The sequence below is a fragment of the Streptomyces sp. NPDC033131 genome, assembly GCF_055578365.1.
In genome coordinates this window covers 58,397-72,977 of sequence record NZ_JBVIPA010000008.1, presented here as the reverse complement: position 1 = coordinate 72,977, position 14,581 = coordinate 58,397, and the positions used below count along the sequence as shown (strand labels likewise).

Annotated in this window: 13 protein-coding genes and 2 pseudogenes; 10 read left to right on the top strand and 5 right to left on the bottom strand. The window is 72.2% G+C overall.

The window, feature by feature from the left end:
* The first annotated feature begins 2 nt into the window (after window positions 1-2).
* From ACZ5XS_RS13305 to ACZ5XS_RS13280, 6 genes are read left to right on the top strand one after another with little or no spacing between them, the layout of a single operon-like run.
* Window positions 3-464, top strand: a complete 462-nt coding sequence (locus ACZ5XS_RS13305) for a cupin domain-containing protein (protein WP_468650695.1) — start codon at window positions 3-5, stop codon at window positions 462-464.
* Window positions 461-1,729 carry a beta-ketoacyl-[acyl-carrier-protein] synthase family protein gene (locus ACZ5XS_RS13300; protein ID WP_468650693.1) on the top strand — a complete coding sequence of 423 codons (1,269 nt, stop codon included), beginning with the start codon at window positions 461-463 and terminating at the stop codon, window positions 1,727-1,729. The genes ACZ5XS_RS13305 and ACZ5XS_RS13300 overlap by 4 nt, the downstream gene beginning before the upstream one ends.
* The gene (locus ACZ5XS_RS13295; RefSeq protein ID WP_468650691.1) at window positions 1,726-2,976 is read left to right on the top strand and encodes a ketosynthase chain-length factor; all 1,251 of its coding nucleotides are present in this window, start codon (window positions 1,726-1,728) and stop codon (window positions 2,974-2,976) included. The genes ACZ5XS_RS13300 and ACZ5XS_RS13295 overlap by 4 nt, the downstream gene beginning before the upstream one ends.
* 36 nt (window positions 2,977-3,012) lie before the next feature.
* On the top strand, window positions 3,013-3,270 hold the full coding sequence (locus tag ACZ5XS_RS13290; RefSeq protein ID WP_468650689.1) for an acyl carrier protein: 258 nt from the start codon (window positions 3,013-3,015) through the stop codon (window positions 3,268-3,270).
* Window position 3,271: 1 nt separating this feature from the next.
* Window positions 3,272-3,751 carry an SRPBCC family protein gene (locus tag ACZ5XS_RS13285; RefSeq protein ID WP_468650687.1) on the top strand — a complete coding sequence of 160 codons (480 nt, stop codon included), beginning with the start codon at window positions 3,272-3,274 and terminating at the stop codon, window positions 3,749-3,751.
* Window positions 3,752-3,771: 20 nt separating this feature from the next.
* The gene (locus ACZ5XS_RS13280; RefSeq protein WP_217237539.1) at window positions 3,772-4,104 is read left to right on the top strand and encodes a TcmI family type II polyketide cyclase; all 333 of its coding nucleotides are present in this window, start codon (window positions 3,772-3,774) and stop codon (window positions 4,102-4,104) included.
* 104 nt (window positions 4,105-4,208) lie between these two features.
* On the opposite strand, the gene ACZ5XS_RS13275 is transcribed toward ACZ5XS_RS13280, so the two are convergent.
* The 3 genes and pseudogenes from ACZ5XS_RS13275 to ACZ5XS_RS13265 form a co-directional block, all read right to left on the bottom strand.
* Window positions 4,209-5,237 (bottom strand): methyltransferase, encoded by a 1,029-nt coding sequence (locus ACZ5XS_RS13275; RefSeq protein WP_468650685.1) that lies wholly within the window; start codon window positions 5,235-5,237, stop codon window positions 4,209-4,211.
* Between the two features lie 58 nt (window positions 5,238-5,295).
* A complete protein-coding gene (locus ACZ5XS_RS13270) occupies window positions 5,296-6,354 on the bottom strand; it encodes a right-handed parallel beta-helix repeat-containing protein (protein WP_468650683.1) in 1,059 nt (352 codons plus the stop codon).
* A 110-nt stretch (window positions 6,355-6,464) separates the two neighbouring features.
* Window positions 6,465-6,847, bottom strand: a pseudogene (locus ACZ5XS_RS13265) (alpha-L-arabinofuranosidase C-terminal domain-containing protein); the annotation flags it as partial.
* Between the two features lie 405 nt (window positions 6,848-7,252).
* Here ACZ5XS_RS13265 and ACZ5XS_RS13260 point away from each other — a divergent pair.
* The 4 genes from ACZ5XS_RS13260 (at window position 7,253) to ACZ5XS_RS13245 (ending at window position 12,427) form a co-directional block, all read left to right on the top strand.
* The gene (locus ACZ5XS_RS13260; protein ID WP_468650681.1) at window positions 7,253-8,290 is read left to right on the top strand and encodes a LacI family DNA-binding transcriptional regulator; all 1,038 of its coding nucleotides are present in this window, start codon (window positions 7,253-7,255) and stop codon (window positions 8,288-8,290) included.
* Window positions 8,287-9,051, top strand: a complete 765-nt coding sequence (locus ACZ5XS_RS13255) for an SDR family NAD(P)-dependent oxidoreductase (protein WP_468650679.1) — start codon at window positions 8,287-8,289, stop codon at window positions 9,049-9,051. Before ACZ5XS_RS13260 ends, ACZ5XS_RS13255 begins: the two co-directional genes overlap by 4 nt.
* A gap of 100 nt (window positions 9,052-9,151) precedes the next feature.
* On the top strand, window positions 9,152-10,297 hold the full coding sequence (dgoD, locus tag ACZ5XS_RS13250; RefSeq protein ID WP_468650677.1) for a galactonate dehydratase: 1,146 nt from the start codon (window positions 9,152-9,154) through the stop codon (window positions 10,295-10,297).
* 699 nt (window positions 10,298-10,996) lie between these two features.
* Entirely contained in the window at window positions 10,997-12,427 is a 1,431-nt protein-coding gene (locus tag ACZ5XS_RS13245) for a family 43 glycosylhydrolase (protein WP_468650925.1), read from the top strand.
* 230 nt (window positions 12,428-12,657) lie between these two features.
* Here the strand turns inward: ACZ5XS_RS13245 and ACZ5XS_RS13240 are convergent.
* Window positions 12,658-13,533 (bottom strand): annotated as a pseudogene (locus ACZ5XS_RS13240) (glycosyltransferase family 2 protein).
* 2 nt (window positions 13,534-13,535) lie between these two features.
* Window positions 13,536-14,522 (bottom strand): glycosyltransferase family 9 protein, encoded by a 987-nt coding sequence (locus ACZ5XS_RS13235; RefSeq protein ID WP_468650675.1) that lies wholly within the window; start codon window positions 14,520-14,522, stop codon window positions 13,536-13,538.
* Window positions 14,523-14,581: the final 59 nt, after the last annotated feature.

Below are 14,581 nucleotides of genomic sequence, written 5' to 3'. Positions count from 1 at the left end.
TCGTGATCAAACCCCGTCCCAGAATCGTGGATCTCAGCGAGATCGAGCCCAACACCCGGCGCGGCGGCGATCTGCGCGCCCTGCTCACTCCGACCACGGTCGGGTCCACCAGCGGTTTCATGGGCGTGGCCATCGTGCAGCCCGGCGACCGCATCGCCGAGCACTACCACCCGTACTCCGAGGAGTTCATCTACGTCCTGTGCGGGCAGTTGGAGGTGGACCTCGACGGCGATCCCCACCCGCTGCGGCCCGAGCAGGGGCTCATGATCCCCGCCCACGTGCGGCACCGGTTCCGCAACGTCGGCAACGTGGAGGCCCGCATCGTCTTCCACCTCGGCCCGCTCGCGCCCACCCCGCCGCAGGGCCACGTCGACACCGAGGAGAGCGACGCCGTCCCGGTCGCGGAGGAGGGGGCCCACGCCGGTTCGGGCCGGGTGGCCGAGCGACGTCAGGTCCGGTCATGACCAGGCGCGTGGCGGTCACCGGTATAGGCATCGTCGCTCCGGGTGGCATCGGCGTACCGGCGTTCTGGGATCTGCTGGCGGGCGGGCGCACCGCGACGCGGGGCATCACCTTCTTCGATCCGAGCAGCCTGCGGTCGCGGATCGCCGCCGAGTGCGACTTCGACCCCGCGGCCCACGGGCTGGACGCGGAACAGGTCGCACGCTGCGACCGGTACATCCAGTTCGCGCTGGTCGCCGGCGAGGAAGCGGTACGGGACTCCGGCCTCGACCTCGCCCGGGAGGACCCCTGGCGGGTCGGGGTCTCCCTGGGCACCGCGGTCGGCGGGACCACCCGGCTGGAGCGCGACTACGTCCTGGTCAGCCACGGCGGGCAGCGCTGGGACGTGGACCACCAGGAGGCGAACCCCCATCTGCACCGCGCGTTCTCACCCAGCACGCTCGCCTCGACGGTGGCGGAGCAGGTGGGGGCACGCGGGCCGGTGCAGACCGTCTCCACGGGCTGCACCTCGGGCCTCGACGCGGTCGGGTACGCCTTCCACACGATCGAGGAGGGCAGGGCCGACGTGTGCATCGCCGGCGCCTCGGACTCCCCGATCTCCCCGATCACCATGGCGTGCTTCGACGCGATCAAGGCCACGTCCCCGAACAACGACGACCCCGCCCACGCCTCGCGTCCTTTCGACGCCGACCGCAACGGGTTCGTCATGGGCGAGGGCGGCGCCGTACTCGTCCTGGAGGAACTCGAACACGCCCGGGCCCGCGGCGCGCGGGTCTACTGCGAGCTGAGCGGCTACGCGACCTTCGGCAACGCCTACCACATGACCGGCCTGACCAGCGAGGGCCTGGAGATGGCCCGGGCCATCGGGGACGCGCTCGATCACGCCCGGCTCGACGGCACCGCGATCGACTACGTCAACGCGCACGGGTCGGGCACCCAGCAGAACGACCGTCACGAGACCGCCGCGGTGAAACGGGCCCTGGGACCGCACGCCTACGACACGCCCATGAGCTCCATCAAGTCCATGGTGGGCCACTCGCTGGGCGCGATCGGGGCGATCGAGGTCGTCGCCTGCGTACTGGCCCTGGCCCACCAGGTGGTACCGCCCACCGCGAACTACGAGACGCCGGACCCCGAGTGCGACCTGGACTACGTGCCGCGCGTCGCTCGCGAGCGGAAGCTGAACAGCGTGCTCTCCGTGGGCAGCGGGTTCGGCGGCTTCCAGTCCGCGGTGGTCCTGACCCGGCCGAGGGAGAGGACACGATGAGCGAAAGCCGTCCACGGCGCGCCGCCGTCACCGGAATCGGTGTGGTCGCGCCCAACGGAACCAGCACCGAGTCCTTCTGGAAGTCCACCCAGGAAGGGATCAGCGTCCTCGACCGGGTCACCCGCGAGGGCTGTGAGCACCTGCCGCTGCGGGTGGCCGGCGAAGTCCGGGGCTTCGAGCCGACGGAGGCGGTGGAGGAACGCTGTCTCGTGCAGACCGACCGGTTCACGCACTTCGCGATGGCCGCGGCCGACCTCGCGCTGGACGACGCCCGCCTCGGCCAGGCCGACACCCGTGAGGTGCCGTTCTCCGTGGGCGTGGTCACCGCGGCCGGTTCCGGCGGCGGCGAGTTCGGGCAGCGGGAGCTGCAGCAGCTGTGGGGCAAGGGCAGTCGCTTCGTCGGCCCGTACCAGTCGATCGCCTGGTTCTACGCCGCCAGCACCGGCCAGATCTCCATCCGCCGCGGCTTCAAGGGGCCCTGCTCGGTCGTCGCCGCCGACGAGGCCGGCGGCCTGGACGCCCTCGCGCACGCGGCGCGTGCCGTACGGCGTGGCACCGACGTGATCGTGGCCGGCTCGACCGAGGCACCGCTCGCCCCCTACTCGGTGGTGTGCCAGCTCGGCTACGCGGAGCTGAGCACCGCCGACGACCCGGCGCGCGCCTACCGCCCGTTCACCGACGGAGCGTGTGGATTCGTGCCGGCCGAGGGCGGCGCGATGCTCGTGGTGGAGGAGGAGACCTCGGCCCGGGAACGGGGCGCGCGCGTGCGGGCCACGCTCGCCGGGCATGCGGCGACGTTCACCGGCGCCTCGCGCTGGGAGCAGTCGCGGGAGGGCCTGGCGCAGGCCATCCGCGGGGCGCTGGACGAAGCCGGCTGTGCCCCCGAGGAGATCGACGTGGTCTTCGCCGACGCCCTCGGCGTACCGGAGGCGGACCGTGCCGAGGCGCTGGCGATCGCCGACGCCCTCGGCGCGCACGGCAGGCGGGTGCCGGTCACCGCCCCGAAGACCGGCATCGGCCGCGGCTACTGCGCGGCGCCCGTGCTGGACGCCGCGGCGGCGGTGCTCGCGATGGAGCACGGTCTGATCCCGCCCACCCCCAATGTTTTCGACGTCTGCCATGACCTCGATCTGGTGACCGGACGCGCCCGTGCCGCCGAGCCGCGCACGGCGCTGGTCCTCAGCCGGGGGCTCATGGGCTCCAACTCGGCGCTGGTGCTGCGGCACGGCGCCGTCGACGCCTCGTAGCTAGCGGGGCGCCCCGGAACAAAGGAGAGGAACCGCATGAGTGACCGCATCACCGTGGAAGAACTGGCCGAGCTGATGAAGAAGGCCGCGGGAGTCACCGTCGCCCCACAGGAACTGGAGCAGCAGCGCGACTCCGGCTTCGACGGCCTCGGCATCGACTCGCTGGGCCTGCTGGGCATCGTGGGCGAGTTGGAGAACCGGTACGGCGCGCCGATGCCTCCCGACGCGGAGCGCTGCAAGACCCCGCGGCAGTTCCTCGATCTCGTCAACGGCGCCCTGCCGGCAGGAGCGTGACATGGCCGGACACACGCAGAACGAGATCACCGTCGCCGCTCCGCTGGACCTGGTCTGGGACATGACCAACGACCTCGAGAACTGGACGCAGCTGTTCAGCGAGTACGCGTCCGTCGAGGTCCTGTCGCGGGAGGGGAACAAGACCACCTTCCGGCTGACCATGCACCCGGACGAGAACGGCACCGTGTGGAGCTGGGTCTCGGAACGGGAGCCGGACCGCGACACGCTCAGCGTCAAGGCCCGCCGTGTGGAGACCGGGCCCTTCGCCCACATGGACATCCGGTGGCAGTACGAGGAGGTGCCGGGCGGCACCCGGATGGTGTGGACGCAGGACTTCGAGATGAAGCCGGACGCACCGGTCGACGACGCCTGGATGACGGACAACATCAACCGGAACTCCAAGACCCAGATGGCCCTGATCCGGGACCGTCTCGAAAAGGCCGCCGCGGAACGCGGTCACGTGCCGACGCTGACCGACTGAGCGGGACGGAGGACGGGATCATGCACCAAGCCCTGATCGTCGCCCGGATGTCTCCGGGGTCGGCCCCGGACATCGCCAAACTGTTCGAGGAGTCGGACCGGGGGGAACTCCCGCACCTCGTGGGCGTCTCCCGGCGCAGTCTCTTCGAGTTCGGTGACGTGTACCTGCATCTCATCGAGTCCGAGCGGGATCCCGGGCCCGCCATCGCCAAGATGGCCGGACACCCCGAGTTCCGCGACATCAGCGAGCGGTTGTCGGCGTACGTCACGGCGTACGACCCCTCGACCTGGCGTTCGCCTAAGGACGCGATGGCGCACTGCTTCTACCGCTGGGAGCGGGACTCCACCGGCTGAACCGGCCTCCCCTCCCCCGGCCACCGGTCGCCGGGCCCGCGAGTGTCTCGGGCCCGGCGACCGGTCTGCGGTGGGATTCCGCGGTGGGACGCGCTCCGGGGTGATCAGCCGGGGACGACGCAGTCGAACGCGTGCAGGTAGGGGTTGACCGGGCTGACGTCCTCGATGACCAGGCCGGCGTCGGTGAGCCGGGCGGCCATGCTCTCGGTGGTGTGCTTCGCCCCGCCCACGTTGAGGAGCAGCAGCAGGTCCATGGCGGTGCTGAACCGCATGGAAGGCGTGTCGTCGACCAGGTTCTCGACGACCACGATCCGCGTCTGCGGTCCGCCCGCCTCGATGACGTTGCGCAGGGTCCGGGCGGTGCTCTCGTCGTCCCACTCGAGGATGTTCTTGATGATGTAGGTGTCGGCCCTGACCGGGACGGCCACGCGGACGTCGCCGGGGACGATGCGTACGCGGTCCGCGAGGTCGCCTGAGCCGCGCAGCCGTGGCACGGCGTTCTCGACGACGCGGGGCAGGTCGAGCAGGGAGCCGTGCATGGCGGGGTACTTGTCCAGCAGGCTCGCCACCACGTGGCCCTGGCCGCCGCCGATGTCGGCGACCGACGCGCTGCCGGACAGGTCCAGGAACGCCGCGACGTCCCGCGCAGACTGCTCGCTGGAGGTCGTCATGGCACGGTTGAAGACCGCGGCCGACTCGGGGGCGTCCTCGTTGAGGTACGCGAAGAACTCCTTGCCGTACAGGTCCTGGACGACGTTGCGGCCGGTGCGCATCGCCTCGTCCAGCTTCGGCCACACGTCCCAGGTCCACGGTTCGGTGCACCACAGCGTGATGTCACGCAGGCTGTGCGGGTCGTCCTCGCGCAGCAGCCGGGACATCTCGGTGTGCGTGAACGTCCCGTCCTGCTGCTCGGCGAAGACGCCGTAGCAGGACAGGGCCCTCAGCAGCCGTCGCGTGGGCCGGGGTTCGGTCTTCACCGCGGCCGCGAGGTCCTCCACGGTCATGGGGCCGTCGCCGAGCGCGTCGGCGACCCCCAGCCGGGCGGCCGCGCGGAGGGCGGCGGCACACGCCGCCCCGAACACGAGCTCCCTGAGCCGCATGGGCGGCGGTGGGGTGGTCTGAGCGGTCGTCATGTGCCGCCTTCCTTCCTTCTTGGCCTTCTCGGGTCCACGGGTCGTCACGGCCGGTCGGTCAGCACAGGCCCTGGGGCTTCGACGCCCCGCAACGGTTGCCTTCGAAGACGTTGTTCGTGGCGGTGTCCGTGTTGACGAGGTCGGCCGGGGCGTTGCCCGCCAGCTCGTTGTCGCTGATGCGGTTCCGCTCGCTGGCGGTGCCCACCATGCTCTTGAACAGGACGATGCCGCCCGAGAGCGGGGAGGTGCCGACGTTGTCCGTGATCAGGTTCCGGGTCACCAGGGTGTCCTCGGCGCCGGTCAGGACGATGCCCGAGCCCTGAAGGGCGGCCAGCCGGGCGGTCTTCGGGCAGGACTTGTTGTTGCGCGTGATGCGGTTGTCCCGCACGGCCAGGTTCCCGGCCCGCGGCTTGTTCTCGTCACCGACGACGAACACCCCGGCGCAGTTGCCGGTGAGGTAGTTGTCCTCGACGACGAGATTCCGCAGGCGCCGGACGGTGACGCCGATGCGGTTGCCCTCCAGTCGGTTGCCTTCGACCACCGTGCCTTCGGTGTCCTCGGCGCCCCGCTCCTTGCTGATGGTGTTGGCGAGGAACAGGCCCGCGTCGCCGTTGTCCCGGGCGGTGTTCCCCCGGAACACCGCCCGGACCGACTCCTCCTGGGCGATGCCCCACACGCCGTTGTTCACGGCCGTCACGTTCCGCACGGTCAGCCCGTCCGCCTCGGTGGCGAACACTCCGGACCTGGCGAAGCCGGACACGGTCAGGGAGGCGACGGTGACGCCCTCGACGTTGCGGTCCTCCGTCCCGGCCACACAGATGCCGTTGCCTGCCTCGGCGCAGCTGTTGGCGGCCTTGTCCGTGCCCGGTGCGATCACCGTGTGGCGGCCCACGCCGCGCAGGGTCAGCCCGGGCGTGCTCACCTTGACGCTCTCGTGGTACGTGCCGGGGGTGACGAGGACGGTGTCGCCGGGTCCGGCGGCGTCCACCGCCTGCTGGATCGATTCGCCCGGGCGGACCACGTGGGTCGTGTGACCGACGGCCGGCGGAGCGGCCCCGAGCACCGCCCCGACGACCGTTACGGAGCACGCCAGGCGCAGAATATGGCATTTCGTCATATTCTGGACATTACGTCCGGGGTCCCGCGGACGGGCCGGATGAGCCATCCGGCGGCGTGTCACACCGGCAAGCCCCACCTCCGGGACCGCACCGCGCCTCTGACGACGCGTCAGTTCTGCGGACGGGACAGCCGGACCATGTTCCAGGACATGGGCTCGAGGTCCGCGCGCAGGACTCCCCCGGTGACGCGGGTGCCGGTCACGGCGCGTGCGGGACGACACGGTCGGGCCGGTCGGCGGTGTTGGTGGCTTCCGGGTCTTCGTCGGCCAGGACCAGGTGCTCCACGAGGGTGTGGGCGTCGACCCCGCGCAGGTCGATCTCCAGCGGCAGGACGTCGGTCTGGCTGCGGTTCACGGCGAAGACGGTGACGTCGCCGCTCTCGTCGTCGATCACGGCGGTGGCGTGCAGCAGCGGCACCTCGCCGAACCTCGCCGTGGCGTACGTGGGGCTGTCCACCTCGACGCGCAGCACCCGGCCGCGGCCGTACCGGGATGGGCACGTTCACGGCCTTTCGGACGGATGTCCCGGCATGCCGGGACAGCGAGGAGTGCGGAGCGGAGGGCGGGCGGGAGGCGGCGTCCGGACCGGGACGTGTGGACCCGTCTCCGTACGCGGACGTCGGCACTCGTATGACGAGATCGCGGTTGCGACGGTGGTCGCGTCCGCGGTCGGCGTGTGAAGGTGCTTCAGCGCACACGTCACCCGCCGTCAGCGTTGGCTGAAAACTTCCGCGGGTGGCCTGACCGATTTCCAGGCCTCTGCTCAGACATGTCGCTTATTTCCGCCTGAGGAAACCGGTTGACTGAAACTTTCGCGAACGTTAGGTTGCACCGCCAGACAGTGTCAAGAGGCCGGGAACAAGCCATCTCCGGTCATACGAAGAGAGAGGGGGCCCCGGTGCCGGAACAGCCCGTGCGGGCCAGGCTGGTGGACGTCGCCCGGGAGGCGGGGGTCTCCAAGGCCACCGTGTCCAAGGTGCTCAACGGTCGGGAGGACCTGTCCGTACGGCCGGAGACCCGGCGGCGCGTGCACGAGGCCGCCACCGCGCTCGGCTACCGCCCCCACTCCGGCGCGCGGGCCCTGGCGGGCGCCAGCACGCACGCCTTCGCCCTGCTGGTGCCCGCCCTCGCCAACCCCACCTACGTCACCATCGCCCGCGGCGCCTACCGGCGGGCGCGCGAGCTGGGCTATCTCTCCCTGCTCGCCGAGGACTTCGAGGGGCAGGAGGCCGACGAGTCCTTCAACGACCTGGTGCAGGAGGGCCGGGTCGACGGACTGCTGATCGCCTCGGCCCGTCCCGGACACCCCCTGCTGGACGTTTTGAGCCGCAGCCCGATCCCGCATGTCTTCCTCAACCGGTCGGTCGAGGGCTCCGGACGGAACGTCACCATGGACGTGGCCCGGTCCAGCGTCACCGCCCTCGACCATCTGCACGGGCTGGGCCACCGGGCGATCGGACATGTCGCGGGCCCGTCCGGCATCACTCCCAGTGATGCCCGCAAGCACGCGTTCCTGCGGCACGCCGACGCGCTGGGGCTCTTGGCCGCCCCGGTCGCGTCCGGGGACTTCACCGAGGACGGCGGCGTGAGAGCGGCCCTGGAACTGCTCCGCCCCCACGCCGGCACCCGCCCGCCGGTCACCGCCCTCTACACCAGCTCGCTCGCGCAGGCGATAGGAGCGATGGCGGCGGTCCGTGGACTCGGCCTGCGCATCCCCGAGGACATCTCCATCGTCGGCAACGACGACCTGCCCGTCGCCGCCCACCTCTCCCCGCCGCTGACGACCGTGGCGATGCCCCTGTACGAACTGGGCACCGCGGCCGTGGACGCCCTGGTGGCCGCCATCCAGGGGGCGCCCGTGGGGGACGTCCTGGTGCCCACCGGGCCGCGTCTGGTCCGGCGCGGCTCCACCGCGAGACCCGGAGGAACGCCATGACAGCACCCGGGCCGGCCCGCTTCGCGGGCCGTACGGCCCTGCTCACCGCGGCCGCCTCCGGGATCGGAGCGGCCACCGCCCACCGCCTGGCCGCGGAGGGAGCGTCGGTCCTCGTCACCGACGTGGACGGCGAGGGCGCCCACCGGGTGGCCGAGGAGATCCGCGCCGAGCAGGGACACGCCCGGGCCCGCCGGCTCGACGCCACCTCGCCCGAGGAGTGGACCGCGGCCGTCGAGGAGGTGGCGTCCTGGACCGGACGCCTCGACGTCCTGCACCTCAACGCCGGCCGGAACCTGCCCGGCCCGGCCCACGAGCTGGACGACGCCGCCTGGCACGACCAGCTGCGGCTCTCCCTCGACTCGGTGTTCTACGGCGTCCGGGCCACGGTGCCGCTGCTCAGAGCCGCCCGGGGGTCGGTGGTGGTGACCTCGTCCGTGCACGCCGCCCTCGGCTTCCGCGGCTTCCCCGCGTACGCGGCGGCCAAGGGCGGGATCGGCGCCCTGGTGCGCCAGCTCGCCGTCGAGTACGGCGGGGAGATCCGGTTCAACGCCGTCCTGCCCGGAGCCGTCGTCACCGCCCTGTGGGCGGACACCCCGCCGGAGTACAAGGCCCTGACCATCGGGCGGACACCGGTCGGCAGGCTCGGTTCCCCCGAGGACATCGCGGCCGCGGTGGCCTTCTTCGCCTCCGACGACGCCTCCTTCATCACCGGCCAGAACCTGCTCGTGGACGGCGGCCGCGGCATCAGCTCCCAGGAGTAGGCCGCCCGGCACTCCCCCACGCGTTCCCCTCCCGCCCCCTCCCCCGCGACACCATCACCGTCGGCCTCCGGGCCGTGCACCAGGACCGGAGGTCCACACCATGAAGATCACTGGGTACGAACTCTTTCTCGTCGAGCCGCGCTGGGTCTTCCTGCGCGTCGACACCGACGAGGGCATCTCCGGCTGGGGCGAGCCCATCGTCGAGGGCAAGGCACACACCGTCGCCCGCTGCGTGGAGGAGATGTTCGACCACCTCGTGGGGCAGGACCCGGCCCGCATCGAGGAGCACTGGCAGGTGCTCGCCAAGAGCGGCTTCTACCGCGGCGGCCCGGTTCTCAGCAGTGCCCTCGCCGGCATCGACCAGGCCCTGTGGGACATCGCGGGCAAGACCCACGGCGTCCCGGTGCACCAACTCCTCGGCGGCCATGTCCGCGACCGGGTGCGCATCTACGGCTGGGTGGGCGGCGAAACCCCCCAGGAGATAGGCGAGTCGGCGGCCGAGCAGGTCGCCAAGGGGCTGACCGCGGTCAAGCTGAACCCCTGCGGTCAGCTGGAACCGCTCGACACGCCCGCCGCGATCAACGCCATCGTGGAGCAGGTGGCCGCGGTGCGCGAGGCGATCGGCCCGGACCGCGACCTCGCGCTGGACTTCCACGGCCGCTTCAGCGGGGCGATGTCCCGTCGCGTCCTGCCGCTGCTGGAGCCCCTGCTGCCGATGTTCGTCGAGGAACCCGTGCTGCCGGAGTTCACCCGGGACCTCGGCGCCGTGGTGCGCTCCACCTCGATCCCCATCGCCACCGGTGAACGGCTCTACTCCCGCTGGGACTTCCGTTCCGTGCTGGCGGACGGCATCGCCGTGGCGCAGCCGGACATCAGCCACGCCGGAGGCATCTCGGAGACCCGGCGCATCGCGGCGATGGCGGAGACGTACGACGTCCTGGTCGCCCCGCACTGCCCGCTCGGCCCGATCGCCCTGGCCGCAAGTCTCCAACTGGACTTCGCCGCCCCCAACTTCCTCATCCAGGAGCAGGCGCTCGGCATCGGGTACGGCGACAGCAGCGGGCTGCTGGACTACCTCGTCGACACCGAGCCCTTCACCTTCCGCGACGGCTACATCGACCGCCTGACCGCTCCCGGACTGGGCATCACCATCGACGAGGACGCGGTCCGCGCGGCCGCCGAACGCGGACACCGCTGGCGCAACCCCGTCTGGCGCAACACCGACGGCTCACTGGCCTCCTGGTAGCAGCGGCGCCTGCCCACCGGGAGGGCCGCTGGAGCGCCGCGGGCCTGTCGCGGGCCTGTCGCGGGAGTACTGCTCGCCCCCCTTCCGCGGTTTCGCGGCCCCCGGCGCACCCTGCCGGACGCGTCGAGGAGACGGCCGCGCGGTTCAAGCGCGACCGGACCGGCCTGCCACTCACCCCGAGGCGGTCCGGGAGCCGGCCTCCCTGGCGAGCCGGCCTTCGCCGGCAGGCCGACGAAAGAAGGGCCCGCGGTGCGCCGCGGGCCCTGACCCGCGTCACGCCTCCCGTACCGGCGCCCGTCGGCGAGCCGGACAGCGGGCGGCCGAACCGGTGCCGTTCCGTGGCGCGTCGGGCGGCCAGGGCCGGCGCCGCCTGGGCCGGCGACGGACGCCTGGGGCAGGTCGATCACGGCCCCGGGGCCGGGTGCGCGGCGCCGCGCCACGTGACCTGCGGGCATCGGTGGCATCGGTGCGGTCGTCGTCGCGATCGCGCTGAGCGTCGCGCGTGTAAAGCGGATGTGACCAAACCGTTGACGCAGGTAGGCCCCCCACTTATCTTCTGACCGAATTCACGAACCACGTTCGAAATCACGGACAGGGACGGTCCCGCGCATGCCGCAGATGTCAGAGCAGTCCCCCGCCATACCCCCCGCCAGACGCCGCAGATCCCTGCTCCTGTGCGTGCTCGCCGTCCTGATCGCCATGGTGTCGGCGACGACCCCGGCCACCGCCGCCGAGGGCCGCCCGTACACCAACCCGATCAAGTCGACCAAGGGCGCCGACCCCTGGCTCGAGTACTACGACGGCAACTACTACCTGGTCACCACGTCCTTCACCGGCGTCCTGACCATGCGGAAGTCGCCGACCCTCGCCGGACTCTCCACGGCCCCCAGCGTCCAGGTCTGGAGCGACACCACCGCCACCCGCAACACCAACATCTGGGCGCCCGAGCTGCACTTCCTCGACGGCCGCTGGTACCTGTACTACTCCGCCGGACAGAGCGGCGTCGCCTGCTGCGACTCCCAGCGCACCCATGTCCTGGAGAGCGCGGGCACCGACCCGATGGGCCCGTACACCTACAAGAACCAGCTCAGCGGCTCCAACCTCACCCCCGGCGGCTGGCTCATCGACGCCACCGTCCTGAAGGCGAACAACAGCCTGTACATGATCGGCAGCGGCTTCATCAACGGCAGCACGCAGAGCCTGGTCATCGCGCCGATGAGCAACCCGTACACACTGGCGAGCAGCACCTTCACGATCATCTCCAGCCCCACCGCGAGCTGGGAGACCTCGGGCGGCGCGGTCAACGAGGGACCGGAACCGCTCTACCACGGCGGCCGCACCTTCCTCACCTTCTCCGCCAGTGCCTGCGGGACCGCGGACTACAAGCTGGGCCAGCTGGAACTGACCGGCACCGACCCGCTGAACCCGGCCTCCTGGACGAAGAAGTCCACGCCGGTCTTCCAGCGCAACGACGCGGCAGGCGTCTACGGTCCCGGCCACAACGGCTTCTTCAGCTCGCCGGACGGCACCGAGAACTGGATCGTCTACCACGCCAACAACTCCGCGGCCGGCGGCTGCGGCAACGCCCGTACGACGCGGGCGCAGAAGTTCACCTGGAACGCGGACGGCACGCCGAACTTCGGCACCCCGGTCGCGCTCGGCACGACACTGCCCGGCCCCGCGGGCGAGACGGCGGCGACCCCGACCGCGTACACCCTGGTGAACCGCAACAGCGGCAAGTGCCTGGACGTCGAGGGCGGCAACACCGCGGACGGCACGAACATCTTCCAGTGGAGCTGCACCGGCGGCGCCAACCAGAAGTGGCGCGTCGAGGACCTCGGCAACGACACCAGCCGGCTGGTCAACGTCGCGACCGGCAAGGTCATGGACACCACGAGCTGCGCGACGGCCGACGGCACGGACATCAGGCAGTGGTCCTGGCTGAACAACAACTGCCAGAAGTTCCGCCTCGTCCACACGACCACCGGTGACTACGTGCGGATCGTCAACGAGAACAGCGGGAAGGTCGCCGACGTCGCGAACTGCGGCACCGCGAACGGGACCGACGTACGGCTGTGGACCTGGCTGAACAACGACTGCCAGCAGTGGCGGCTCGTGCCCACGACCTGACCTGCCTCCCCGCCCCGCACCCCGTGATCAGGAGAGACCTCTTGAGACGCGACGCCGTACGCCTGCTCCTGGCCGGGCCGGCCGCCCTCGCGGCCTGTCTGGCCGGCCCGGGCCCCGCCGCGCAGGCCGCCGTGCCCGCGTACGACCGCATCGTGTGAGTCGGTCGAGGGTGCGCAGGAGTTCGGGGCACCGGTTGTGGGTGATGACGACGACGGTGGTGCGCGGGTCGGTCATGCGGCGACTCCCGGGGCGCCGTCCAGCAGGCGGGCGGCGTGTTCGACCTGCGGGGGCAGGGTCCTGCGGGCGTGCAGTGCGGTGGGCAGGCGGACCAGCGCCTCGCGCAGGGCGCGCCGGGCCTGGCCGTCGTGGCCGGCGTCGGCGGCCAGGTCGCGGGTGCGGGCCAGCGCGTAACGGCAGGGGGCGGCGCAGCCAGGCGGTGAGGAGTTCGTTGCGGCGCATGACGGCCCGGCGGTGGACGCGGGGCGCCGGGTCCGGGTGGTGGGGGCGATCACGTCCGGGCTGTGGCTGACGCCCCAGCCGCGGGCGGCGAGGTCGTAGGCGAGCAGGGTCTCCTCGCCGCCGATGAGCAGGATCCGGTGGAAGCCGCCCGCGTCGAGGTAGGCGCTGCGGCGGACGACGCAGGCGCAGGCGAGGAAGCCGAGGACCAGGGTGCCGGGGAGGTCGGCGGCCTGGCCGAGCGGGGAGTCGGCGAGCACCTCGTTGAGCGGGTCGGGGGCCCCGGCGGGGCCGACGAGGGTGCGGGCGGCGAGCAGTCCGAGCCTCGGGTGCCCGTCGAACAGGCCGGCCGCCCGGCTCAGCGCGCCCGGCGCCCACCACGAGTCGTCGTCGCTGAACGCCACGTACGGGGTGTCGAGGGCGCGGACGCCGTGCGTGCGGGCGAGGGCTCCGCGGTTGAACAGCAGGGCCAGCACGCGGACGTCGGGGAAGTCGCGGGCGACCATGGTGCGGGTGTCGTCCGTGGAGGCGTTGTCGACGACGACAACCGGGGGGCGTTCGGGGAGGGCGCCAAGACGGCCGAGCGTCTCGGCGAGGCCGGCCGAGCGGTTTCGGGTGGCGATGACGACGCCGACGGGGGCCTGGGTCATGGTCAAGGGGTGCCTCGTAGCTCGTGGACGGCGGTGAGTACGTCGTCCGGGCGGATGCGCAGCAGGGCGGGGTCGGGTGTGCCGGCGTGCGGGTCGCCCTCCGGGCCGGGATGCCACAGGGCGCGGTGGCGCGGGTGCGCGGGCGGGCCCCAACGGCTCGGCGGGACCGGGCCGAAGAGGGTGACGGACGGGGTGGCGTGGGCGACCGCGAGGTGGGCGATGCCGGTGTCGCCGCTGACCACGGCGCGGGCGTCGGCGACCAGCGCGGAGAGCCGGTCGAAGGGAAGGCCGCCGCCGAAGACGTCCGTGTCGGGCACATCGGCGCGCTTGGCGAGGTCGGCCACCAGGTCGCCCTCGTCCGCTCCCCCGGTGACCACCACCCGCTGCCCGCGCTCGCGCAGCGCCTGGGCGACCTCCGCGTAACGCTCCGTGGGCCAGCAGCGGGAGGGTGCGCCCGCACCGGGGTGCAGGACGACGGCACCCGGAGCCGGGGACGGCCCCGGCGGACGCGGCAGCCGCAGGTCGGCGGAGTCGGCGTCGATGCCGTACCACCGCACCAGCCGGCACCAGCGGTCCCGCTCGTGCTCCTGGGGGAACCACCGCGGGCCGTCGACCTCGGGCGTCTCGGGGTGCGCGAAGGCCAGCAGCCTCGGCGGGCGCAGCTCCATCAGCAGACGGTGGCTGGGGGGGCCGTTGCCGTGCAGGTCGACCGCGATGTCGGGGGGCGGCCCGGTCCAGTCGATGCGGTGGGGGACGGCCCTGCCGGGTGCCGACGCGGGCAGTAGCCGGTCGACGACACCGTTGGCCGACGCGACCGGCCCCAGTTCGGCGGGCGCTGCCAGCACGAGTTCGTGACCCGGAAAGCCGCACCGCAGCGCGCGCAGTGCGGGCACCCCGGCGAGGAGGTCCCCGAGCCCGAGGGCACGCAGCACGAGAAGACGAGAACGCGAGGCGGTCACGCGGCACCCCCCATCACACACAACCCCCACCACACCGACCGCCAGGCAAGCACGGCCGACACCAGCTCACGCCCGGAAGAGCCCCGGCG